Consider the following 23,799-nt stretch of genomic DNA (forward strand, 5'->3'; position numbering starts at 1 on the left):
AAGCATATGCTTGATCTCCGGATTTCAACCGCTAAGGCGGTTTAATTCAGAAATCTGGAGATCACAGCGGCCGGAGGTCCAAACCTTCACTGGAGTTGCTGCTTGTCCTGGCTCATTGCAATCTTCAGTTCATTTCATACAGGAGCGAAAGCGATTAGAAAGGGGCGGTCGTACACTTGGAGACCACGTTCGATATATCTTATGTCTTTGATTTTCTTCCCAAGCTTGCGGCGTACATTCAGATTACCTTGTTCATTGTGGTCTGTTCTGTAGTTCTGGGGCTTGCCGTAGGTCTCCTATGGGCCCTGCCCCGCATGTACAACGTACCGGTGCTGAAGAATGTATCAGCAATATTAGTTTCCTTTTTCCGCGGAACGCCGGTACTTATTCTGTTGTTCCTGATTTACTACGGCGTGCCAGAAGTGCTCAAGCTGGTATCCATTGATGTGACGAGGACCTCCGTTCTCGTCTTCGTCATTCTGACGTATACGCTGAATAGCGGTGCTTATATGTGTGAGATCATCCGGGCAGCCATAGCCGCGGTAGATCGCGGACAGGTAGAGGCCGCCTACTCGGTAGGCATGACGAAATACCAGGCCTTCACCCGGATCATGCTGCCCCAGGCGCTGGCCGTATCCATGCCGAACTTCGCGAACAAGGTGCTTGCGAATCTGAAGGAGACCTCGCTTGCTTATACGCTCGGAACGATGGATATCAGCGGCAAAGCGCAGACGCTCGGCAGCTCGACCATGCATTTCTTTGAGACTTATATAGCGTTATCGCTGATCTATTTCGTCATTTCCATGATTCTGGAGCAGCTGTTCCTCCTTGCAGAGCGCAGGCTCCATAGACATGAGAGACATTACAAGGTCCGAACAGGCTCCAAGCGGAGCCTGCGTTCCAGACAGACCCGGAAGGAGGATGAGGGCTTATTCAGCTCGACCCGCAGTTTATCCTGACCGCTTTTCTGGACTTGTTCCAGGCCCTGCCCATGACCCTGCTGATTACAGCGGTGTCCCTGATCGGAGGCTTCATTATCGCCGTTCCTGCAGCCCTTGTCCGGATCAACCGGGTGCCGGTGCTGAGCCAGATCGCTTCGGTCTATGTCACGGTTATCCGGGGAACCCCGATGCTGATGCACCTGTTCCTGATCTATTACGGCCTGCCGATCCTGATTGACAGTGTGTCCACCAAGCTAAATCTCGGCTTCTCCTCCGTGTCCATTCCCATTGTATATTTCGTCTTCATTGCCTTCTCGCTGACTGCGGGGGCTTACATGACGGAAGTGATCCGGGCGGGCATTCAGGCGGTAGACCGGGGCCAGATCGAAGCGGCCTATTCAGTGGGCATGACGCCTGTACAGACGTTCACACGCATTGTTCTGCCGCAGGCGCTTGCGGTGAGTCTGCTCAACCTCTCCAGTGAGGTGATCGGTATGCTGCACGGAACAACGCTGGCTTTTACCGTATCGATTACGGAGATTAATGGCAGAGCCAATATTGTGGCTTCGACGAACTGGAAGTTTTTTGAGGCGTATATTGCAGCTGCCCTGATGTTCTGGGGCTTAACGGTATTGATCGAACGGGTTACGGCCCGCCTGGAGAAGAAGATAAATACGTTCAACCGAGGTGGTGTCGCATGATTGAAATCCGAAATATTACGAAGACGTTTGGCAGGCAGGAAGTGCTTAAAGGAATCGACCTAACCGTGGAAAAAGGGGAAGTCGTGGTCATTCTGGGACCGAGCGGCTCCGGAAAGACCACACTGCTGCGCTGCCTGAATTTCCTGGAGAAGCCCGATAGCGGCACCGTAACCATCTCTGGCGATCAGGTGAACTGCAGGCGTCCTGCCAAGCAGGAGATTCATAATTTGCGCAAAAAGACGGCGATGGTGTTCCAGCATTACAACCTGTTCAAGCATAAGACGGTTCTGGAGAACGTGATGGAGGGACTTGTCATCGTACGCAAGCTGGACAGAGTAGAAGCCAAAGTGAAGAGTATTGAGGTGCTGGAGAAAGTCGGGCTTGGAGACAAGCTGGATATGTATCCGAGCCAGCTCTCAGGAGGACAGCAGCAGCGGGTAGGCATCGCCAGGGCACTTGCCCTTGAACCTGAAGTTATTCTGTTCGACGAGTCAACCTCTGCGCTGGACCCGGAGCTGGTTGGGGAAGTGCTGTCGGTGATTCGCAAAATCGCGGCCGAGGGCATCACCATGATCGTGGTCACTCATGAAATGGGGTTCGCAAGGGACGTGTCGAATCATGTGGTCTTCATGGATGGCGGCGTCATTGTGGAAGAGGGCAAGCCTAACGAAATCTTCCGGTCGCCGAAGGAGGAGCGCACCAAACAGTTCCTGAAGCGGATCACGCCGGAACTCACTTATGATATTTAGGACAAAGGGGGAGATTCCTCATGGGAATCCAATTAAGCATTCTGGATCAAAGCCCTGTCTTCGGAGATGAGACTCCGGAGGAGGCATTCCAGCATACAGTGGAACTGGCTCAGACCGCTGAGCGGCTGGGGTATTCGAGGTTCTGGGTGTCTGAGCATCATGATGGAGATCGGGTTGCGGGGTCATCACCGGAGGTGTTGATCGCTTATCTGCTGGCCAAGACGAACCGGATTCGAATCGGTTCCGGCGGGGTGATGCTGCAGCATTACAGTCCGTATAAAGTCGCGGAGAATTTTAATGTGCTGTCCTCTCTGGCACCAGGCAGAGTGGACCTTGGTATCGGGCGGGCTCCTGGCGGACTGCCAAGGTCAACCAGGGCGCTGCAGCAGGGAGCTGCGGATGGAGCGGACTTAACTGGCAAGCTCAAGGAGCTCAGCCAGTACGTGCATAATCGCCTTGCCGAGGATCACCCGCTTGCCGGCCTGCGGGCCACGCCTCTGCCGGGACAGCCGGCAGATCTCTACCTGCTTGGCGCAAGTACGTCCAGTGCGGAGCTTGCCGCCGAGCTGGGACTGCCTTATGTGTTCGCCCTGTTCATCAACAGCGATCCTGTGGTGGCCGAGGACGCTTTTGCCGCCTATCATCAGTCCTTCAACTATGCGAACGGGACCAAGCCGCAGCCTATTCTCGCCCTCTCGGTCCTTGTGGCGGAGACGGATGCCGAGGCAGATGAACTGGCCAGCCAGCAGCAGAAGCTGTACCGGGTGTACCTGGACAGCGGCAAGAAGGTGACCGTAGGAAGCCTGGAGCAGGCGGAGGAATTCGGCAGGCAGTCGAATGAGAATTACAGAATAGAAGAGCAGCAGGCCGAGATCACCAAGGGCTCGAAAGAGACTGTCCGCCGGAAACTATTAGAGGTAGGAGAACGGTACGGTGTGGTAGAATACATCGTAATTACGGCATTGCAGGATTTCGGCAAGCGGGTTCGTTCCTACGAGCTGCTGAAAGAAGCTTTCACCGAGGCTGCGGTCGTACATACGGAGGGTTCTTTCAAGGAGGAGTAAGCATGTCACTAACAGATCAGCTTGTCGCGATACGTCGTGAGCTTCATCAATACCCTGAGGTCGCTCATGAGGAGTTCAGGACTACAGAGTCGATACGCGGATGGCTGACAGAAGCGGGTATCCGTATTCTGGACTATGGCCTGAAGACCGGGGTGGTTGCCGAGGTGGGCGAAGCTGAAGTGGGTCCAGTCATTGCGCTGCGCGCGGATATCGACGCTCTTCCAATCGAGGAGGAGACCGGGCTTGAGTTCGCCTCCAGGATTCCGGGCCGGATGCATGCCTGCGGACATGATTTCCATACGGCATCTGTACTCGGTGCTGCATACCTGCTCAAGCAGCAGGAGGCTGAGCTTGCCGGGCGGGTTCGCTTCATCTTCCAGCCTGCGGAGGAGAAGGCCGAAGGGGCTGAAATTGTGCTGCAGAGCGGTGCGCTTGATGGGGTCAGCGCGATCTTCGGCATGCATAACAAGCCGGATCTCCCGGTAGGCACAGTTGGGATACGCCCAGGGCCGCTGATGGCGGGTGCGGACGGATTCATTATCGAAGTGGAAGGGCTTGGAACCCATGCCGCGGTTCCGGAGAACGGGAACGATCCGATTCTGGCCGCTTCCCATATCGTTACAGCACTCCAGTCCATCGTCAGCCGTAATGTAAGCTCACTGCAAAGCGCAGTAGTCAGCGTAACCCGCTTCCACAGCGGCACGGCCTGGAACGTCGTTCCGGACAAAGCCGTGCTGGACGGCACGATTCGTACGTTCGAACAGGATGTGCGGGCTCGTGTTCTGGCCCGATTTGAGGAAGTGGTTCACGGTGTGGCGGCCGCCTTTGGCGCCAAGGCTGAGCTGACTTGGGTAAAAGGACCGCCAGCAGTTCACAATGATCCAGCGCTTGAGGAGCTTACCGTGCAAGCTGCGAAGAACGCAGGGCTTCAGGTTGTTCTGACCGATCCGTCCCCGGCCGGGGAGGACTTCGCTTATTACCAGAAGCAGATTCCGGGCTTCTTCGTATTTATGGGGACTTCCGGCAGCCGCGAGTGGCACCATCCGGCCTTTGACCTGAATGAAGAGGCGCTGCCGCTGAGTGCGAAGCTTTTTGCAGAATGGGCCAGACTGGCCGTCAGCCGTTACAGCCATACTGCTGCCGCAGAGAAGGGCTAAGCGCTCTGCACTTCATGCACCCTGATCATCCCGAGCAGATTCAAATGGAAATACACAAGCGAGCCGAGAGGCTTGCTTTTTTTGCTGTCTTGGGGCCAAAGGAGACATCGGGAAGCTTTTAAATCCGGTTCTGTGGCCATGCGCTAAAAATTAGTAATTCTTAACCGATATTAAATATAGACTGTGCTTGTGAAGTGGCGGATCATCCTCTTCTGTACCTTCGTTCAGTAGAGGTAGACATTCGGCCGTGTCGTCTTCCTGCAGTCAGACCTTCTTGTGACAGTTAGGTTCGTAGGAAACAGACTTAGAAACGCCATGGAAGAAGGAACATAATGGACAGGATCAATCTTATTATATTATTTAATATTGCATTTGCGCTGGTTGTGGCCATAGGTTTACTAATGCTGAGATCTCATCTTAAGCGGCTTCGCAGAAGTGAAGAACGGTTCCAGATATCTACGAAGGGTTCGGGTGCCGTGATCTGGGATACGGTCTTTCCAGGCGGGGTCTATTATGTCTCCGAGAGATGGTATGAGATTATGGGATACTCCTTCGGGGAAGTGGACGGAAGAAGGGAAATTTGGGAGCAGCTGGTTCACCCGGAGGATATAGGTGAGGTCAGGCGTGCCAGACATGAGCACCTGGAAGGCAGGACCCCGGTCTATAATACGGAGTATCGGATGCGGAAGAAGGATGGGGGGTACAGATGGTTCTCCGTACGCGGACAAGCGACAAGGAGTGCCAATGGACGCCAGGTCCGATTCGCAGGCTCGATGATTGACGTTACGGAGAAGAAGCTGTATGAACTGCGTCTCCAGCAAAGCTATGACGAGCTCAAAACGAGTGAGGAGAATTACCGCCTTCTCGTTGATGCCGTGAATGACGGGATCTGGGAGATGGACTATGAGCAAAAGGTGCTGCATCTATCTCCGAGGCTGATGGACATGCTTGGATGCGCCGATCAACCGGATTTCAATATGCACCGCCTGTTCCAGAGGATTCATCCGGAGGACCGAAGGAAGCTGAAGCTGGCAGCGTTAAGACATATCAAGCAGAAGACAGAATATTTTCAGGCTGAATACCGGCTAAGGCAGGACAGCGGCAGATACAACTGGTATATGGGACGGGGAAAGGCCCTGTTCAATGAACGCGGTGAGGTGTACCGGCTTGCCGGATCCAACACAGATATCCACAAAATGAAACAGGTGCAGGAGGAGCTGCACTACCTGGCATACTACGACTCCCTCAGCGGATTGCCGAACCGGCTGTATATGCTGGAGGAGCTGGACCGGTTCATCAGGAACCCGGAAGGCCCGGCGGCCATATTCTTCATTGATATGGACAATTTCAAGTTCATCAATGATACTTTGGGACACAAGTCTGGTGACATGCTGATTCGTCTGGTAAGTCAGAAGCTGGCTACGCTGCTCCCGCTCGAGGGCATGCTGTACCGCCTGGCCGGAGATGAGTTCGTCTACTTCATCAAGAATATAGAGAGCAGGGAAGCTGTACTATCTATTGCAGATAACCTGATTCACAAGTTCAGGCAGCCGATCCGGATTAATTCGAGCAATATTTACGCTACGATAAGTATCGGGATTGCCTGTTATCCTGAAGATGGCGAAGATACGGAAGAGCTGCTTAAGAATGCTGACGTGGCAATGTATAGATCGAAGAAGGCAGGAAAAGGCGTCTTCACCATCTATAACAAGACGATGCATTCGGAGCTGGCTGAGCGAATGAATATAGATAAGCATCTCAGGAACGCACTGGATCAGGAAGAGTTCCTGCTGCAATACCAGGCGCAGATGAATGTGCAGACCGGCCGGGTTATTGGCTTCGAGGCCCTGCTGCGCTGGCACAATCCGGAGCTTGGAAGGGTCTCCCCCATGCTCTTCATCCCGGTAGCGGAAGACAGCCGTACCATTATTGCCATTGGAAAGTGGGCTATGGTCCAGGCCTGCACCTTCATGCGCCGTCTCCATGAGAAGGGGTATCCGGAGTGCAGAATTTCCGTGAATATTTCCGTAATCCAGATGGTCCAGGAGGATTTCGTCACGATCGTACTGGATGCTCTGGAGGACACGGGACTTGCCCCTCAGTATCTGGAGCTGGAGATTACCGAATCCATCTTCATGGAATCCTATGAGCCGATTATTCATAAGCTGGAGATCCTTCGTTCACTTGGCGTCCGTATTGCCCTGGATGACTTTGGGACCGGATATTCCTCGCTAAGCTATCTGAAGCAGCTGCCGATCTCGACACTCAAGATTGATAAAGGGTTCATAGACAATCTGCCGGAGGAGAACAAGAATCGTTCCCTAACTGAGGCGATGATTGAGATTGGACATAAAATGGGTCTGGAAGTCGTAGCAGAAGGCGTGGAGAATTACGAGCAGCTGGCTTACCTGAAGGATCACGGATGTGATCTCATTCAAGGATACTACCTCAGCAAGCCCGTTGATGAAGACGAAGTAGAGACCCTGCTCTTGCAGTATGAGCAGCAGCAATGAATCAGGAAGCTGGCAGCGATGGAGACTGCTGGCCGGTTGTAGCAGTAATTAAAGTAAACGTTACAGTAGTAATTATTTTAGTGATTACTCAAGCTTTGAACAAACGGTTAGTACAGCCGTAATACCCGTAAGCCCATACCTTGAGGCCGAGTGCCTTGGGGTATGGGCTTTTTTGGCGTCAGCCCTCTGGAGTACTTCAAGCTTCTTTCTTTGATTTGTCCATGTCATATTAAGTTTTTTATCTATTTGAAAATGCTTACATCCTTTAGAGTATAGGTACATCTATAACGATAGCTGCATCTATCTCACCCAATAATCCAGTCCTATAAGGAGTGACAAGAATATGGAACAATTCAGATTACCCAAGATCCAGATGCTGAAGTTTCCGCTTCCGAACGTAATTCAGGAGGTACTTCAAGAGGCGGAGGAGCAGTTAAAGCACCGGCCCAAGCTGCTGCAGCTGTTCAAGAACTGCTTCCCCAATACCCTTGAGACTACGACCAAGCTTATGGATGACGGGACAACCTTTGTCATTACCGGGGATATTCCTGCGTGCTGGCTGCGGGATTCGGTAGAGCAGGTCATTCACTATATTCCTTTTGTCAAAAATGACCCTGATCTTCAGCGGATTATCGGCGGATTGATCAGACGTCATATTAAATACATCCAGATTGATCCTTACGCGAATGCTTTCAATGAACTGGCAAATGATTGGCATTGGAGCAAGGCGGACATCACGGACATGTCCCCTTGGGTCTGGGAGCGGAAGTTCGAGCTGGATTCTCTCTGCTTCCCGGTTCGCCTCGCCTATAAATACTGGAAGGAGACGGAGCTTACCGATATTTTTGACCTTGAGTTCAGGCAAGCGATGCAGACTATCTATGATCTGTTCAAGACGGAACAGCGGCATTTCGAGCTGTCTCCCTACCGGTTCACCCGCAGCAATGGAATTCCGGAGGACTCGATCCGCAATCAGGGGATGGGGATGCCGGTTAACTATACCGGGATGGTCTGGTCCGGGTTCCGCTCCAGCGATGATGCCTGTGATTTCCACTACAATATTCCGGCAAATATGTTCGCTGTAGTTACCCTGCGCCAAATGCAGGAATTCGCAGAATGGATATACCGGGATTTGTCTTTCCTGGAAGAGCTGAAGCAGCTTGAGGCGGATATTGACCACGGGATCAAGCTGTATGGGATCTACAGGCACCCTAAATTCGGGCCGATCTATGCCTACGAGACCGACGGCTTCGGGAATTACTGCCTGATGGATGATGCCGGTACGCCGGGGCTGATGTCCATCCCTTATCTGGGCTACGTTCCGGCTGATGACGAAATCTATCAGAACACAAGAAGGTTCGCGCTCAGCAAGGAGAATCCATTCTACTTCGAAGGCAAGGCAGCCAAGGGCATCGGAAGCCCGCATACGCCAAAAGAATATATCTGGCACATGGCCCTGTCCATGCAGGGGCTGACTGCGGCAAGCCGGGAAGAGAAGCTTGAGATGATCGCCCTGCTGGAAGCTACGGATGCGGATACCGGCTTCATGCATGAAGGGTTCCATGCGGATGACCCGGCTATCTATACCCGGAAATGGTTCGCCTGGTCGAACAGCCTGTTCTCCCAGCTGGTGTACACGGCCATGAAGGAAGGGATTCTATGAGCGCATCCGTCCTTGTCTTCTATGACCCGGATTTCCCGGGTGCTTGTCAGCCGGGGTCATTAGACGAGAGTGGGGGTGCTAGCCCCTCAGGATTAAAGAGTCCAGGCGATCTTGATGGGCTTGCCGGTGTAGGGCAGGTAGTTCGTGCAGATCAATTGGAGGGTGCGCTTCAGTCATTCGAAGGGGGGTGCCTGGTTAATCTGCATGCGCCTTATTTTCCGAAATCGGCATGGCCGGCAATAATTAATTATCTCCGAAAAGGCGGTGGACTCATCAGCGCAGGGGGAGCTCCCTTTAAGCACCCGGTCCGGCAGGAAGCCGGAGAATGGATCGTTGAACCGGAACAGACCGCGTATCATCAGGAGCTGTATATCCATGAGGCGCTTAAGGTGAGTGGCGCCCGAATTCATTCCCTGACCGCTCTGGATACAGTCCCGCTGCTGGCTGGGCAGGAGACTTTATTCGCCCCGGGTGCGGATACCTGGAATCTGGTGCCCCATACGACCAAGTCAAGCGATCTGCCGCATCAAATGGGTTCTTCAGGACCTATGAGCACGCGAATCTATCCGCTTATAAAAGGGCTTACGATGGACGGCAGAGAGTCAGCTGCCCCTGTAGTCTTGTGGGAGAATACCCTGGGAGAATTCGCCGGGTCGCGCTGGCTGTTCGCGGGAGTGCCGCTGACGGCGGACTTTTGGCGGGGAGGCAAGGAATCGGCTCTCGCTAAGTGGGCTGCTTTCTGTGGCAAGGGCGTTACGGACATGTGGATCAAGCCGACTTATGCCTCCTATGAACCGGGGGAGCGTGCAGGGCTCACCCTGCAGATTCAGGCTATCCGCAACAAGGCGGAGATACACCGGAAGGATCAGCGGCTTCATCCGAGTTCAGGAGCTGACAGATTGGGTGACTCCGAGCGTAGGATGTGGAAATTCGACCTGACCGCTGAGCATGAGCACGAGCCCGGCATAAGATGGACCCATCAGCTGGAGCTAGCGGCAGAAGATGAGCTGCATATCGTAAGGCTACCGGTTCCGCTGGAAATCCGCAGCGGCCTATACCGCGTCGAATGCCGTGCCGAGGCTGCGGATGGAGAAGTTCGAATTCTGCGTCAGGGCTTCTGGGGGCATGACGCAGAGCTGCTGGCAGCTGGCGAGCCTGTTACAAGCGGCAGAGACTATTTCGTCAAAGACGGCAGACCGATGCCAGTCGTGGGCATGACCTATATGACGAGCGATGTGGCCCGGAAATTCCTGTTCCTGCCGAATCCCGGGCTGTGGGACAGGGATATGGCCCAGATGCGAAAGGCCGGGATCAACTGGATTCGTACAGGGATCTGGACGGCCTACCGGAATATTATGCAGGTTGACGGGCATGTCTCGGAGGATGTGCTTCGTGCCATAGATGCCTTCATCATGACCGCCAAAAAGCATGATCTTCAGGTGACGTTCACCTTCTTTTCGTTCACTCCGGAGACATGGGAGGGGGTCAATCCTTACCTTGATCCGCAAAGTGTTGAAGCTCAGAAGCGGTTCATTCGCTCCATTGTATCGCGCCACAAGCATACGGCAAATGTGGATTGGGACCTGATCAATGAGCCGTCGATGTTCGATCCGGCACGTATTTTCTCGGATGGACCCAGCTCTTGTCATGATCGCTTCGAGCAGACGGCCTTCATCAACTGGCTTGAGGAGCGGCATGGCAGCATTGCCGTACTTCAGGAGAGATGGAACATGACCCCGGAGCAGCTGCCGGATTTCGCATCTGCCCGGATTCCGGAGGCTTCGGAGATCAATTTCAATGTGCAGGATATGCACAAGGCGAAGAAGGGAACCCGCTGGCTGGATTACTGCTTGTTCTCCATGGCTATGCACAACCGCTGGGCGCAGGAGCTGTACCGTACGATTAAGGCCATATGCCCGGGTCACATGGTGACGGTCGGACAGGATGAGGGGCTTGGTGCGCAGCGTCCATCCCCGTTCTTCTATGAAGAGGCCGTGGATTATACCACGGTTCACTCCTGGTGGTTCAATGATTACCTGCTGTGGGATGGCATCTTCGCCAAGACGCCGAATAAGCCGAATCTGATTCAGGAGACCGGAGTGATGTACGTGGAGACTCCGGATGGCCGGGCGAAGAGATCGGAGCAGGAGCTGCGCAGTCTGCTGGAGCGCAAATATGCCTATGCCTTCTCTACCGCTGGAGCGGGTGCCGTGCACTGGATATGGAACACGAACTTCTATATGGATAACGCGAATGAATCGCATATTGGAGCGCTTCGCGCAGATGGAACCGAGAAGCCCGAGGCGGATATCTCCTATGACTTTGGTCAGTTCATTGAAGGCGTCCGTGACGTATTCGGGGAAAGGCAGCTTGAAGAGATTGCCGCCATATTCCCTTACTCGAATGACTTCTCCAACCGGCAGCTGGCCTTCGAGGCGACCACCCGGTTAACCCGTATTCTCGCTTATGATCTGAAGCTGCCCTTCCGGGCAGCCTCGGAATATCATCTGGATGATCTTCTGCACAACCCGGCCAAGCTGATCTTGCTGCCGAGTGCCCATAACTTTGACGATGCGGCCATGGATCAGCTGATCGATATCGTCAGCGAGACGGGGGCGGTGCTGCTGGTCACGGGCCCGCTCGGACTTGACGCCTACTGGCGGCCCTCGGATCGCCTGGCGAGTGTCCTTGGCCCGCACGAGCTGCGCAACGTGCGGCGGGAAGAAGCGCTTGTCCTGCAGGGTCAAGCGCTGCCGGTCTCGTTCGGCCACCGGCGGATCGCCGAGGTGGCCAAGGAGGTGCCCGTTCACGGGTCAGCCGAAGGCTCCGGCGGAGCTTCGGTCGTGAACGTGCCCCTGGGCCGAGGCCGGCTCATCTGGAGCCCGCTGCCGGCCGAACTTAGCGAGCGCAGCAGCACTACCGCTGCGCTGTACCGCTACGCTGCCGAGGCCGCTGGAGTCCGCGGCGACCTCGAGTGGCTGCGCGGCGGCGAGCTTCCCGGCGTCTACGGCCGGAAGCTCAGCTTCGCCGAGGGCTCGCTGTTCGTGTTCGTGTCCGAGTACGCGCTGGACACGAACATCGAGGTCAGGGACCCGAGCAGCGGCTGCACCTACTCGTTCCTGCTGGAACAGGAACGCTCGGTCCTCTTCGCCGCGGATAAGAGCGGCGCCCTGCTTGGCACCTACCGACCGCATGAGGTCGAGGTCACCGTCACGCGCCAAGCTTAAGCGTATCCCGCAGGGAGAGCGCCTCCCAGCAGGCGGTAGAAGGCAAACCGCCCACAGCAGAGAGCCCCCGCCGCCCAGAAGGAGGTGGCGAGCGAGTAGAGTAACTAAAGTCACGCACCAGAGGTAAGCGCATCCCACAGGGATAGCGCCTCCAAGCAGGCAGTCGAAGGCAAACCGCCCACAGCAGAGAGCCCCTGCCGCCCAGAACGAGGCGGCTAGTAGAGTAACTAAAGCCACGCACCAGAGGTAAGCGTATCCCGCAGGGAGAGCGCCTCCCACCAGGCAGCAGCAGTAACCCCCGCCGAAGTCCAGCTCAACCGCGGCCGGATGAGGCCGGGGGAGCCTCCTTGCCCGTGCGAGCTCTGTGCTCCCAGCCCAAAGCGGGTCTCCGAAGGAGACGGCAAGCGACTCATAGCACACCGTACCTCAGTCCGGGCAGGAGCGCACCAGGTAGAGCGTGTCCCCCAAGGGGGGACGACAAGCGGCTCCACGCTCCCACACCCAGCTCGGGTGCACCCCATTCCAGCTCTCTCCGCCAAAACCCAGGGTGTCCAGAGGGCAGAGCCCTTGGGGCCCTCCCTTGGCTAAGGGAGGGTTTGGGAGGGATCGAAAAAAGGAGGAAACAACCCATGCCAAAAAGATCAGCCCATATCATCTCCCATACCCACTGGGACCGGGAGTGGTATCTGCCCTATGAGAAGCACCATGTCCGCCTTGTTCAGCTGATGGATACGCTGTTGGATAAGCTGGATGGAGATAGCGAGTTCAAGAGCTTTTACCTGGATGGTCAGACTATTATTTTGGAAGATTATCTGCAGGTTCGCCCGGAGAATTTGGAACGCCTGCAAAAGCATATTACTGCCGGGCGTTTGATCATTGGGCCTTGGTATATTTTGCAGGATGCGTTCCTTACGAGCGGCGAAGCCAATGTTCGCAATATGCAGCTCGGTCATCAGGATGCGTATAGATACGGAGAGCCGGCCAAGATCGGATACTTCCCGGACACCTTTGGACTGGTCGGTCAGACCCCGCAGTTGATGCGGCAGGCGGGCATTGCGAACGCTTTTTTCGGACGGGGAGTGAAGCCAACCGGCTTCAATAACACCGTGTCAGACGGAGGATATGAGTCTTCCTTCTCTGAACTGATCTGGGAAGGGCCGGATGGCTCCAAGGTTCTCGGCATTCTGTTCGCTAACTGGTACTCGAACGGGAATGAAGTTCCAGTAGACGAGGCCGAAGCTCAGGTTTTCTGGGAGCGGAAGCTGGCGGACGCCGAGAAGTATGCATCTACCGGCAAGCTGCTGTTCATGAATGGCTGTGATCATCAGCCGGTGCAGCTGGATCTCCCCGAGGCGATCCGAACGGCCAGGGAGCTTTATCCGGATACGGAATTCATCCACTCTAATTTCCCTGATTACCTAAAGGCTCTTGAAGGAGCGCTGGACCAGACCAGCCTGTCAACGGTACAAGGTGAGCTGAGAAGCCAGCGCACGGACGGCTGGGGCACGCTCGTCAACACGGCATCCGCCCGGATTTATTTGAAGCAGATGAACCAGAAGGGGCAGACCCTGCTCGAAAAAGCAGCCGAACCCCTGGCCTCCTTAGCCCATGGGCTGGGCAGGGATTACCCACATCATCTGTTCACCTATGCATGGAAGACGCTGATGCAGAACCATCCCCACGACAGCATCTGCGGATGTAGTGTGGATGAAGTGCACCGCGAGATGGTGACCCGCTTCGACAAGAGCCGGCACGTGGCGGAGACGATCATAGAGGACAGCAAGAAGGTGATCGCAGACGCGGTCGATACCTCGGCCTTCTCCGCCTACGGGGAAGCTCCGCTTCCGCTGATCGTGATGAATACCAGCGGCTGGAGCCGCACAGGTGTAATTAGTGTAGAGTTGGATGCAGAACGCTTGTATCTGCGGGAAGGCTATACGTTAGAGGAGACCGCAGCGCGGATGAAGGCTGTCGACTTGTCCGGCCGCGTGCTGGTAGATACAGAGGGCGGGGCTGTGGCCTGCACGGTTCAGGATTTGGGCCTGCTGTTCGGATATGATCTCCCGGACGATCAGTTCCGTCAGCCGTATATGTGCCGCAGGGTCAGATTAACGTTCGAGGCGCAGCACGTACCTGCGCTGGGTCTGCGATCTTACGCATGGGTGCGCCAGCAGGGCAGGACGGCCGCTGCGAAGCCAGCAGATATGCTGCCTATTTCCCTAATCCAAGGGGATCGCATATTGGAGAATGATTTGCTTAAGGTTGAAATTGCCGAGGACGGTTCTTTTTCACTACAGGACAAGACAAGCGGTAAGGCCTATAAGGATCTGGGAGTGTACGAAAACACCGGAGATATCGGGAACGAATATATGTACAAACAGCCTGAGGGAGAGCAGGCGCTGACGACTAAGGGACTCCGAGCGGACATCTCCATTCTGGAGGATACCCCCTACCGTGCTAAGGTGGAAATTAAGCATGAGTGGGAGATCCCAGCGTCCGCGGATGCCAAGCTGGATGAGGAGCAGCGTGCGTTGGTCTATTATCCGGAGCGTCAAGCGCGGCGAAGCCGCGATACCGTAACGCTCAGACTTTGTACCGTACTGAGTTTGGAACGTGGAGGCAGAGGGCTGCACATCGAGACGACGATCGTTAATACGGCGAGGGATCACCGAGTTCGGGCTCTTTTTCCAACCGATCTGAATACGGCAGTTCACCAAGCAGACTCCATGTTTGAAATTGCACAGCGGGATAACGAACCGGCTCCAGAGTGGGAGAATCCGAGCAACACCCAGCATCAGCAGTGCTTCGTGGATATTAGTGACGGAAAGGCAGGACTTACCGTGGCGAACCTCGGCCTGAATGAATATGAGGTGCTTCGCGATGGGCGAAATACGATAGCAATCACGCTGCTGCGCGCCGTTGGCGAGCTTGGCGACTGGGGGCTGTTCCCTACGCCGGAGGCTCAGTGCCTGGGCGAGCACACCATGCAGATGGAGCTCATTCCCCACAGCGGAGACGGAATCGAATCCGGGGCTTATGCCGAGGCATATCAGTTCCAGATCCCATGGACCGTATGCCAGACCGGGGTTCATCCGGGATCGTTATCCCCGGTGTACAAGCCTTTTAAGTGGGAGAGCCCGCAGCTGGCCTTTTCCTCGCTAAAAATGAACCCAGACACCAAAGACCTGCTGCTTCGGTGGTTCAACATGAGCAGAGGTGAGGCGGAGCTTACCCTGGAATCTAAGCTTCCTTGCGAGTACATCTACAAGACCACCATTCTGGAAGAGGCGAATCCGCCGATTACCAGCAATTCGGCTGACGGCCTCACTCTACTGGCTGGGCCTTGCGAGATTCTTACCCTCGGAATTCATAGATAGAGCACCATGTACATTCACTAACTAGTCTGTAAAAAGAAAAGAGACTGCCTCCAGTCATTTAATATGACAGGGCAGTCTTTTTGCCAATCCTATCTCCGCAGGATCCAAAAATGGAGATATACTATAGCAGATACTACATAACTTAACTCCACTCCAAAATGACAAGGGAGGAATACTTAATGCAACAGTCCCATGAAGCAGCTATGGAATACTTGAAGGCAGCGGTTGTCTCTGAAAGAAAGGTACAGTTCAGAGAAGCAATAAATGCTTTGGATTATCGTTGTATAAAAGCCGGGGATGCTCATGTTCTAAAGGATATTTACTTTAAGCTAAAAGACATGGCACTACGAAACCAAATACTCGGCTGTTTGATGCATTTATCGAATCCTGAGCTGGGGCTTAAGCCATTTTTCCAGGATGCCTATAAAAAAGAACGGTACCTCGACATGAAGCTGAAAGCCATCCGGGGTCTGGCGAACTATGCAGATGAGCCTGAAATTGAGCAGACTATGAAGCACTTCATGAAGCTGTTGATGAAAAGACCGGAACATACACCTTACAACTATCAGGAATATGAATTTCTACGTTCTGCCTGCGGACTTCCATATTTGATCAAGAAGTACGGATATGTATGCTTTGAGCAGGCTCTTAGGCAGGAAGAGCAGCAGTATAATGAAATGCCCGACGCATTCAAGGGACATCATACCTATGACGAAGATGGTAATTTCATAGTTCTGAGAAGTGCAGATGAAGTTCAGAAAATGCTGAATAAGTTCTTTTTATCAAATATGATCTGATGGATTAGTTTTTTACATATGAAATTGTGTGCATGTAATAAGGGTCATCCTCTTCGTCGGAGTTCAGATTCGTCAAGTTGATTGAAACTGAGAATGAGGCGGACTTATACGTGGCCTCGAGGTTGAGGTCGCCATTAGTAAGCGAGGTTGCCAGCAAATCATAGTCGTACTTCGAGAACTCCTCAGCATGTTGCGTTTGAACATCCTCTTCAGAATACCAGACAACGTCATTGGCCACGGAGCCTTTATTGTATACCTTATCGAGGTAGACTTTATCCTGCTTATAAGCAGCCAAAGCTGAATCGATATCAGAGGAGTAGTTATCGAACATGAATATAACATCGTTCAACTTCCCGTTCTTGAAGCCGTAGCTGATGCTGCCTCTCGTACCGTTCGGGAGTGTGGCATCATAATAGGTCAGATTGTCATTGCCGTCCGCGTCTTTGCTTGCTTCTGACAGCTTATTCTTCTCAAGCTTTTTCACTTGATCGGGTGTCAATCCGAAGTTCAGCTGGAAAAAGTGATCTACCACAGCGGCTTTACCTATTTGAACCACATTGTTCACTTTGTCGTAAATCGTGGGCATCTTAATCGTTTCGGTCATAAATTTCATCGGTACATAGACCGTGCTGCCCATCAATTTTGGAGAAAGGGTCAAGACCTTTTTCTGCCCGTTGACGATTGCGCTTTTACCGCCGACTGTGAACTTGATCGTACTACTTGCTTTCTTGAGAATATGCATCTTTGCCTTAGCATCGTAAGAGGCCGTGTATCCCAATGCTCCGAACACTGCTTTGTAAGGCACGTAAATGCCTGTTTTATCCACGACAGGTGTACTGTCTGCCATTATACGCTGACCGTTGATAAACAAAGCGGGCTTTGCATTTCCAGTGGCTGCCGCCGGAAGTGCAAAGGTAACCAATAGAACTAGGGCTAGCATGTAGGATACAACTTTCTTCATTAACTGAACGACCTCCCAAAGTGAAAAACAAATCTTTTAAAAAGATGATAACGTGCAGGTACTACCTCACTGATCAAGAGGAATATTATCTCTATCATCCACAATAACACTTACATACTCGCCAAACTTCTGTTTGATATCAGCAGCTTGCTTGTCTGACAATTGACCCCTGACTATGACTCTTTCGTTAGGCACATCTAAACCTACGGAATATGAAGAGTTCTTGTCTGAAATAGTATCAACAAATGCAGCCACCTCGGGATATAGACTCCGTAGAATCTCCGGGTCAACCTTTGCTTTTCGAATTACCAGCTTATTTCCAAGCCTCTCTTTGAGAACCTTTAAGACGGATCTAATTTCTTTGGCATTCTCTTGATAAGTAATAAAAACAACCTTCGGGCTGTTAACATTGGCATTATCATAGTAATAATCGGCTTGCTTTTGAAAAAGGTTGGGTTTATTAGCATATTCATGCTTAATTGCTGCCTCTATTATGGGAATGACCTCGATTTGGAAATCAATTATCTTCTGAGCCTGAGCCCCGCTAACAACAGGAACTGTCTCTTTAACTACTCTGTCTTTTTGTAGTTCAAATCCGATGATGCTGGCCATAATCACGGCAGCACCGAGTGATAGAGTAATCACCGTAGATTTTTGCATAGATTAACTCCTCCTAAATAGCCCCTCCCCCTTAACTATACCCCGTTTTTTAACGCAAGGCTTTGTCCAGACTCTTATTGAAATACTCACCCACTGCAATTTTGGTCCGGGAATTAGCCTCGTTAGCCTTGTCCTTGTACGCCAAAAACTCTTTCAAATCACTAGGATCGTTACTCTTGCTGTAGCTGATTAACTTTTGAGCGGCTAGCTTGGAATTCTCAGCGCGTTCTGCTGCGTATGTAAAAATTTCATCCGGTCTGTCTATGATGTATGCCAGGTGGAGTTCATCGAAACTATGAACGACTTTGTTCACCGAGTCTACCGACTCCAGAAGCTTTGTTGTATCAACAGGCTCCTTAAGAAGGATTTTGCCCAGAATGTTCAACGATTCCTCATCAAACTCATTATAGCTGCTCGTGAAGTCTCTCTGAAATCGATCTAATATGCTGAGGTTATTTAGATACTTGGATCTATTATCCTTGATCGTAAGGGTATGATTGGTCAATTGAACCGAGAAGTTGGCTTGCCGGAAGAGATAGATAGGAACATAGATCCGATCATTCTTGGTAAAAGGGGCTTCGTTCTGGGCGGGGACCAGCTCGTTGTTTCCGTTCCAGAGGATTTTAATTTGCCTATCCTTGTTAGATTGGGCCGCTGAAACCGTAGATATAGTCAGTAAAAGCAAGGTTATCATGATGAAAATGCTCTTTTTTCTCATCTTTTCCTCCTAATTGAAAGAAGTGTAAATACAGAATTCATCATATACACGACTGGTAAAATATTCAATAGGAGGAAAAATGAGAAATTCCCGTATTTAAACCTCGTTCCAGATCCGCGCCACATTTTCAAAAGCAATCCGGGTTCCTAAGCGGCAATCCTCCATGCCTTCGTATTCGATCGAGATGTAGCCGTCGTAACCGGAGCTCTTCACGATTCGCAGAATCTCATACAGATCCAGATCTCCCTGACCGGCAATCGCCCCGCGCAAGTAAGCTCCTCCGGCACTTCGGAACCAGCCTTCACCCGGGTTCCGGGAGCCAGGACGAATGTAGAAGTCCTTCACGTGAACCATAGAGGCGTAAGGAATGTTGCTGCGAACTGCCGTAACCGGATTCTCGTCTACACATACGAAATTGCCCACATCCAGCGTAGTCTTGAAGTTAGGCCGATCTACGGCGTGAATAAGCGCTTGTATACGATCACTGGCCTGCACATAATAGCCGTGGTTCTCGGCACTAGTGGTAATCCCATATGACTTCGCATAATCCGCAATCCGCTGGCAGGCTCGGGAGATCCGCTCCAGATCTTCATTAAACCGTAAGATCGACGTGTCCGTCCTTGACGCCACATCGTGGCGCATTAACTTGGCCCCCAGCCGGTGAACCCGGTCCACTTCGGAGATGACCCGCTGAATTTCGGCCTCGTACTCTTCTTCAGTTGAAGTGAGGAAGTTGGCGCCGATGGCGTAATTGGAAATGTCCAGCTGCAAAGCCGAAGCCTTCTCACGGATCTGATCTTCCAGTTCAGGATTCTCGCTAAAGTCATACCCAATCGGAACGATCTCGATATGCTCCGCGCCAATGCTGCGGCTCCACTCCATGACCTCGAGGATGTCCATCTCCCCCGCGGCCAGCGCCTGATACAGGCTGTACGAACTAATTCCCAGTTTCATGGCTGTTGCTCCTTATATGATTTGATAAAAGCTACCGCCTGGCGGATATCTTCCTCCGGATTCGCCCCAACTTCCCGTTCAATCGTCAGGTATCCGGTATACCCGATTCTCTGAAGTGCCGCGAAATAAGCGGGAAAATCCACTTGGCCCTGGCCAAGCGGAACCTCCTCGAAGGCCGCGCCGGAGGCCGCCATTTCGGCGATTTTCTCATGATCCATCTTTCCGTAGCCCAGATAGCCGTACACATCTCTTGGGTCGACCGGACGCAGACGCTTCCCGTCCTTCACATGGGTGTGCACGAGGTAGTCCCGCAGCAGCTCCACGCCCGCCACCGGATCGTCACCGGTCACCATAACCATGTTCGCCGGGTCGAAGTTCACGGACACCCCATTCGTGCTGAGCGTATCCAGGAAGCTCTTGAGATGGGCGGCACGTTCAGGCCCGGTCTCGATCGCAAAATAAGCGTTCATGCTCCTAGCATACACGCCAAGCTCCTCGCAAGCCCGCTGCATCGAGTCATAGATACGGCTCCCCGTATCATCCGGGACGATGCCGATGTGTGTCGTCACTACATTGGTTCCCAGCTCAGCGGCAAGATCCAGAATCCGCTTGGACTTCTCGATCTTCGCCGGATTCGCCTCGGCATCCTGGAAGCCGTGACCAGCCAGGTCCCCGCACAGGGCAGAGACCTCAAGTCCAAGCCCCTCAATATAGCTGCGCAGCTCTCTGCGCTGTGCCCCGCTTAAGCGGGCAGGGTCCATCTCGCCGGATACGGCATAGATCTGGACGCCGTCTGCGCCCGCTGCCTTGGCTTTTACCAAGCCTTCTCTAACCCCTACGCCGAAGCTGTCGACAATAACGCCGATTTTATTGGTAAGCTGCATCTATTACTGAGCCTCCTCGTTATTCGAATTGGATCTCCCGGCCTTCTTCCGCCGATTGATAGATCGCGTTCAGGATTTTGATCATCTCTACTCCGTCTTCCACAGGGCTGTTCGTCTCTATGAGGCCAAGGCAGGCATCTACAAAATGGTTGATCTCGTTGTTGAAGGCTTCCTGGAAATTAAAGCCGGGGTCGCTGATCTGCGGCTCAATATTGATGATCGTGTTATGCTTCTCCGTCACAATGGACAGCTCGGGTTCAATCTCCGCTCCGCCCTTATCCCCGTAAATATTCACCTGGGCTGAATTCATCTTGGCATGCAGCGAGAAGCTGACATCGACCATCAGAGAAGCGCCGTTCTCGAACCTCACCAGAGCGTTCGCCATATCCTCTACGGTGTTCAAGGAAGCATCGTAGTCGGCCGCCTGATAGAAGCTGAAGTTCTCAATGTGGGAGCGGTTGCCCAGCTTGCTGTACGTATTTCCGCTGACAGATTTCACTTTGGGTCTGCCCATAAGGTACCAGCACAGATCAATGACGTGGACGCCGATGTCGATCAGCGGCCCGCCGCCGGAGCGCTCCTTGTCGGCGAACCATCCGCCCGGGTTGCCGAGCCGCCGGATGATGCTGGCTTTGGCATAGTAAATTTCACCGAGGTCCCCAGTATCTATAAACTTCTTCAGCACCCCGATGTTGGAAGCGTGGCGGCGGACATAGCCGACCTGGAGCAATCTTCCGGTACGCTGAACCGCTTCTTCGATTTTGAGCGCTTCATCTACAGTCTTGCACAGCGGCTTCTCACAGAGCACGTCCTTGCCGGCTTCCAGAGCGGCGATGCTGATCTCTGCATGGGTGTTGTTCCAGGTGCAGATGCTGACGGCATCAACCTCCGCGTTCGCAAGCAGGTCGTGGTAATCCGTATATACATGAGGAATGCCGTATTTCTTGGCTGTCTCCTGGGCTCTCTGTTCATTCAGATCGCTGATCGCCCACAGCTTAACTTTCGGGTTGGCCTGATATGCGGACAGGTGACATTCGGAAATGGAGCCGTTACCGATAAGACCGATTTTGAGTTCGCTCATATGTGCGCTTCCATCCTTTCATGATCCGTGAGGGGTTGGTACAATGAAGTTATATCAAGCACGGATATGTTATATATGTTCATTGACTTCAATGTAGCACAGTCGATATATGAGGGAGAATGTGCAGGATGACAAAATATCTGGATTATATGATCAGTTCCGATCCGATACGGATCTTCAATCCGGCCGTAGAAGCAAGCAAAAGAAAGCTGAAGTCGATTGCCGTCATTAACGCCGGACATCTGCCAGGTAGAACGCTCCAGCGAAGGGAGGCGAGGTTCAATTATTGGGCTTTTGCCATCATTACGAAGGGCAGCGGCTATTATCAAGTGGACGGCGGCGAGCCTCAGCGGGTTGAGGCAGGAAGCTGGTTCTGTCTATACCCGGGGGCCGTGTTTAACTATGGTCCTGAGAAGGAGGGGTTCTGGGATGAGTATTATTTTACGGTGGAGGGCAGCCGGGTTGCGGAATGGCTTGAGAGCTGGCTTCCCGATCCATCCCTGGTGAAGAAAGCGGTCTTCGACGAGAAGTTCATTCACAAGATGGAGATGACGTTCATGCTCATTGACAGCGGAGTTCCGAGTAATCTCGACCGCGCTGCGCTGATGATCGAGGCGTTCATGTATGAGCTCGTCACCCAGCCGGACCGGATTCAGGAGAGCGGCCGGGGAGGGCTGGTGCTCAAGGTGATTGAGGACCTGACAGGGTCTCTGAACACTGTGCATGAGCCAGCGGAACTGGCGGCCCGGCACCACATTTCCGTCTCGACCCTGCGCAGAATTATCCATGAATACACAGGCTTTCCCCTTAATGAATACATCCACCAGCTCAAGATCGGGGAGGCGAAGAACATCCTGCTCAATACGGACCTCTCCGTCAAGGAGATAGGCGAAGCGCTCGGTTACAAGGATACGTTCTATTTCTCCCGAGTATTCAAAAGAATTACCAGCATCTCGCCAAGAAGCTACCGCAGCCGGGGCGGGCAGTGAGAAGGGCATAAATTTTAAGTTTGGAACTGTTAATTAATTTTATACAAATTAGGCGTTCAATCAGACTTGCTGCCGCGCATAGCCTAGAATGTAAGCATTTTCTTCTGACATTCAAAGGAGCGTGTTAATTCATGGCGGATCGGGAAAAGCATTATTTTGCGCGCGGCAATACGGCTGCTGGATTATATACGTTGTTCGACTCGGTACTGGCCGGGCTTGATACGGTATTTGTGCTGGGAGGACGTGCGGGGGCAGGAAGTGCAAGGGTGCTGCAGGAGCTGGCGTCTGCCTGGAGCAGCCGGGGCTGGTGCGTGCATTATATCCATCAGCCACTGGACAGCCGGCTGCTGGAAGGCGTGATTCTGGAGGATGCACGAATCGGAGTCGTGGACGGGAATGCCTGGGGTGCCGACCCGGTGCTTGAGGGTACGGAGATCCGGTATGTGGATCTGGAGGAGGCTATGGATAAGGAAGTCCTGAACGCTTCCGCAGACGAGATTGAGGAGCTGGATCAGCAGATCCATGCCATCTATAAGCTGGCCTATACCACTTTCCACAAGACCCTGCTGATTCACGATGAATGGGAGAAGTTCTATATCGATAATCTGGACCGGGGGGCAGCGGATCAGATCGCGGCTCAGCTCACCGAGGAATATCTTATTCCAAGTGCACCGAGTGAAGGCGATACGCATCAGGTGAAGGTGGTTCACCGCTTCCTGGGTGCAGCGACCTGGCAGGGGGCCATTGATTATGTCCCGAACCTGACGAAGGATCTGAACACCCGTATTTTTGTAAAAGGACGCCCGGGTTCCGGTAAATCCACCCTGTTCAAAAAGCTTGCCGCAGAGGCCCAAAGCTGCGGCATCCGGACCGAGATCTATCACTGCGGATTCGATCCGAACAGCCTGGATATGCTGATCTTCCCGGATCTCAGTCTGGCTATCTTCGACAGTACCGCTCCGCATGAGCATTTCCCTGCCCGCAAGGGGGACTCGGTTCTCGATGTCTACAAGCTGGCGATTGCAGAGGGCACGGATGAGAAGTACGCGGACGAAATTGCCGGGATCAAGGACCGGTATACAAGTTCGATGAAAGAGGCCATTGCTCTCCTGGAGGGGGCCAAGGACACCCGGGATCTGATTACCGCGATCTATAACGACGCACTGGATATTCATGCACTGCATGAATTGTCTACAGAGCTGCTGCGGGAAGTGGATCAGCTGCTGGACCCATCGGTGCTGGGGTCGAAGTGAATGTAGTAGTAGTTCAGTAAGGAGAACTGAATTAGTAGCCTTCTCTGAATAAGACAGACCATCATCATTAATTCAGCTGAAAATTAGAAAACAGCAAGTCTCCAAGGTAA

The 23,799-nt window shown here is 53.0% G+C and carries 18 protein-coding genes; 12 read left to right on the forward strand and 6 right to left on the reverse strand.

Translation table 11 applies throughout. From position 1 onward, the window contains the following. Window positions 1-176: 176 nt before the first annotated feature. The 10 genes from ACEN86_RS02045 to ACEN86_RS02090 all read left to right on the forward strand — a co-directional run bounded on the left by ACEN86_RS02045 (window position 177) and on the right by ACEN86_RS02090 (window position 16,189). Window positions 177-959, forward strand: a complete 783-nt coding sequence (locus ACEN86_RS02045; protein WP_495632722.1) for an amino acid ABC transporter permease — start codon at window positions 177-179, stop codon at window positions 957-959. Further along, window positions 932-1,642 (forward strand): amino acid ABC transporter permease, encoded by a 711-nt coding sequence (locus ACEN86_RS02050; protein ID WP_495634190.1) that lies wholly within the window; start codon window positions 932-934, stop codon window positions 1,640-1,642. Before ACEN86_RS02045 ends, ACEN86_RS02050 begins: the two co-directional genes overlap by 28 nt. Next, window positions 1,639-2,391, forward strand: a complete 753-nt coding sequence (locus tag ACEN86_RS02055) for an amino acid ABC transporter ATP-binding protein (protein WP_495632723.1) — start codon at window positions 1,639-1,641, stop codon at window positions 2,389-2,391. Before ACEN86_RS02050 ends, ACEN86_RS02055 begins: the two co-directional genes overlap by 4 nt. Window positions 2,392-2,411: 20 nt before the next feature. Then, complete coding sequence (locus ACEN86_RS02060; RefSeq protein WP_495632724.1) at window positions 2,412-3,455, forward strand: LLM class flavin-dependent oxidoreductase; 1,044 nt, start codon at window positions 2,412-2,414, stop codon at window positions 3,453-3,455. Window positions 3,456-3,457: 2 nt separating this feature from the next. After that, window positions 3,458-4,612 carry an amidohydrolase gene (locus tag ACEN86_RS02065; RefSeq protein WP_495632725.1) on the forward strand — a complete coding sequence of 385 codons (1,155 nt, stop codon included), beginning with the start codon at window positions 3,458-3,460 and terminating at the stop codon, window positions 4,610-4,612. A gap of 332 nt (window positions 4,613-4,944) precedes the next feature. Next, a complete protein-coding gene (locus ACEN86_RS02070) occupies window positions 4,945-7,125 on the forward strand; it encodes a putative bifunctional diguanylate cyclase/phosphodiesterase (protein ID WP_495632726.1) in 2,181 nt (726 codons plus the stop codon). Window positions 7,126-7,468: 343 nt separating this feature from the next. After that, a complete protein-coding gene (locus tag ACEN86_RS02075) occupies window positions 7,469-8,788 on the forward strand; it encodes a glycoside hydrolase family 125 protein (RefSeq protein WP_495632727.1) in 1,320 nt (439 codons plus the stop codon). Next, window positions 8,785-12,015: a beta-galactosidase gene (locus ACEN86_RS02080; protein WP_495632728.1), complete on the forward strand. Its 3,231-nt coding sequence runs from the start codon at window positions 8,785-8,787 to the stop codon at window positions 12,013-12,015. The genes ACEN86_RS02075 and ACEN86_RS02080 overlap by 4 nt, the downstream gene beginning before the upstream one ends. Window positions 12,016-12,644: 629 nt before the next feature. After that, entirely contained in the window at window positions 12,645-15,392 is a 2,748-nt protein-coding gene (locus tag ACEN86_RS02085; RefSeq protein ID WP_495632729.1) for an alpha-mannosidase, read from the forward strand. 179 nt (window positions 15,393-15,571) lie between these two features. Further along, window positions 15,572-16,189: a hypothetical protein gene (locus ACEN86_RS02090; protein WP_495632730.1), complete on the forward strand. Its 618-nt coding sequence runs from the start codon at window positions 15,572-15,574 to the stop codon at window positions 16,187-16,189. 4 nt (window positions 16,190-16,193) lie between these two features. On the opposite strand, the gene ACEN86_RS02095 is transcribed toward ACEN86_RS02090, so the two are convergent. The 6 genes from ACEN86_RS02095 to ACEN86_RS02120 all read right to left on the reverse strand — a co-directional run bounded on the left by ACEN86_RS02095 (window position 16,194) and on the right by ACEN86_RS02120 (window position 21,447). After that, window positions 16,194-17,150 (reverse strand): copper amine oxidase N-terminal domain-containing protein, encoded by a 957-nt coding sequence (locus tag ACEN86_RS02095; protein ID WP_495632731.1) that lies wholly within the window; start codon window positions 17,148-17,150, stop codon window positions 16,194-16,196. Between the two features lie 66 nt (window positions 17,151-17,216). Continuing rightward, window positions 17,217-17,810 (reverse strand): hypothetical protein, encoded by a 594-nt coding sequence (locus ACEN86_RS02100; protein WP_495632732.1) that lies wholly within the window; start codon window positions 17,808-17,810, stop codon window positions 17,217-17,219. 49 nt (window positions 17,811-17,859) lie between these two features. Then, complete coding sequence (locus ACEN86_RS02105) at window positions 17,860-18,528, reverse strand: hypothetical protein (protein ID WP_495632733.1); 669 nt, start codon at window positions 18,526-18,528, stop codon at window positions 17,860-17,862. A gap of 96 nt (window positions 18,529-18,624) precedes the next feature. Then, window positions 18,625-19,482 carry a sugar phosphate isomerase/epimerase family protein gene (locus ACEN86_RS02110; protein ID WP_495632734.1) on the reverse strand — a complete coding sequence of 286 codons (858 nt, stop codon included), beginning with the start codon at window positions 19,480-19,482 and terminating at the stop codon, window positions 18,625-18,627. Further along, window positions 19,479-20,366 (reverse strand): sugar phosphate isomerase/epimerase family protein, encoded by an 888-nt coding sequence (locus ACEN86_RS02115; protein WP_495632735.1) that lies wholly within the window; start codon window positions 20,364-20,366, stop codon window positions 19,479-19,481. Before ACEN86_RS02115 ends, ACEN86_RS02110 begins: the two co-directional genes overlap by 4 nt. 19 nt (window positions 20,367-20,385) lie before the next feature. Next, window positions 20,386-21,447: a Gfo/Idh/MocA family protein gene (locus tag ACEN86_RS02120; RefSeq protein ID WP_495632736.1), complete on the reverse strand. Its 1,062-nt coding sequence runs from the start codon at window positions 21,445-21,447 to the stop codon at window positions 20,386-20,388. Window positions 21,448-21,575: 128 nt separating this feature from the next. On the opposite strand from ACEN86_RS02120, the gene ACEN86_RS02125 reads away from it, so the two are divergent. Beyond that, the gene (locus ACEN86_RS02125; protein ID WP_495632737.1) at window positions 21,576-22,436 is read left to right on the forward strand and encodes a helix-turn-helix domain-containing protein; all 861 of its coding nucleotides are present in this window, start codon (window positions 21,576-21,578) and stop codon (window positions 22,434-22,436) included. A gap of 131 nt (window positions 22,437-22,567) precedes the next feature. Continuing rightward, window positions 22,568-23,689 (forward strand): hypothetical protein, encoded by a 1,122-nt coding sequence (locus tag ACEN86_RS02130; RefSeq protein ID WP_495632738.1) that lies wholly within the window; start codon window positions 22,568-22,570, stop codon window positions 23,687-23,689. Window positions 23,690-23,799: the final 110 nt, after the last annotated feature.

It is taken from the genome of Paenibacillus sp. Paensp111, assembly GCF_059492195.1.

Excerpts from the sequence above, each read along its gene's own strand:
- ACEN86_RS02120 (WP_495632736.1), bottom strand. The coding sequence starts at position 21,447 with ATGAGCGAACTCAAAATCGGTCTTATCGGTAACGGCTCCATTTCCGAA.
- ACEN86_RS02115 (WP_495632735.1), bottom strand. The coding sequence starts at position 20,366 with ATGCAGCTTACCAATAAAATCGGCGTTATTGTCGACAGCTTCGGCGTA.
- ACEN86_RS02105 (WP_495632733.1), bottom strand. The coding sequence starts at position 18,528 with ATGAGAAAAAAGAGCATTTTCATCATGATAACCTTGCTTTTACTGACT.
- ACEN86_RS02055 (WP_495632723.1), top strand. The coding sequence starts at position 1,639 with ATGATTGAAATCCGAAATATTACGAAGACGTTTGGCAGGCAGGAAGTG.
- ACEN86_RS02070 (WP_495632726.1), top strand. The coding sequence starts at position 4,945 with ATGGACAGGATCAATCTTATTATATTATTTAATATTGCATTTGCGCTG.
- ACEN86_RS02130 (WP_495632738.1), top strand. The coding sequence starts at position 22,568 with ATGGCGGATCGGGAAAAGCATTATTTTGCGCGCGGCAATACGGCTGCT.
- ACEN86_RS02065 (WP_495632725.1), top strand. The coding sequence starts at position 3,458 with ATGTCACTAACAGATCAGCTTGTCGCGATACGTCGTGAGCTTCATCAA.
- ACEN86_RS02100 (WP_495632732.1), bottom strand. The coding sequence starts at position 17,810 with ATGCAAAAATCTACGGTGATTACTCTATCACTCGGTGCTGCCGTGATT.
- ACEN86_RS02060 (WP_495632724.1), top strand. The coding sequence starts at position 2,412 with ATGGGAATCCAATTAAGCATTCTGGATCAAAGCCCTGTCTTCGGAGAT.
- ACEN86_RS02080 (WP_495632728.1), top strand. The coding sequence starts at position 8,785 with ATGAGCGCATCCGTCCTTGTCTTCTATGACCCGGATTTCCCGGGTGCT.
- ACEN86_RS02125 (WP_495632737.1), top strand. The coding sequence starts at position 21,576 with ATGACAAAATATCTGGATTATATGATCAGTTCCGATCCGATACGGATC.
- ACEN86_RS02075 (WP_495632727.1), top strand. The coding sequence starts at position 7,469 with ATGGAACAATTCAGATTACCCAAGATCCAGATGCTGAAGTTTCCGCTT.
- ACEN86_RS02110 (WP_495632734.1), bottom strand. The coding sequence starts at position 19,482 with ATGAAACTGGGAATTAGTTCGTACAGCCTGTATCAGGCGCTGGCCGCG.
- ACEN86_RS02085 (WP_495632729.1), top strand. The coding sequence starts at position 12,645 with ATGCCAAAAAGATCAGCCCATATCATCTCCCATACCCACTGGGACCGG.
- ACEN86_RS02090 (WP_495632730.1), top strand. The coding sequence starts at position 15,572 with ATGCAACAGTCCCATGAAGCAGCTATGGAATACTTGAAGGCAGCGGTT.
- ACEN86_RS02095 (WP_495632731.1), bottom strand. The coding sequence starts at position 17,150 with ATGAAGAAAGTTGTATCCTACATGCTAGCCCTAGTTCTATTGGTTACC.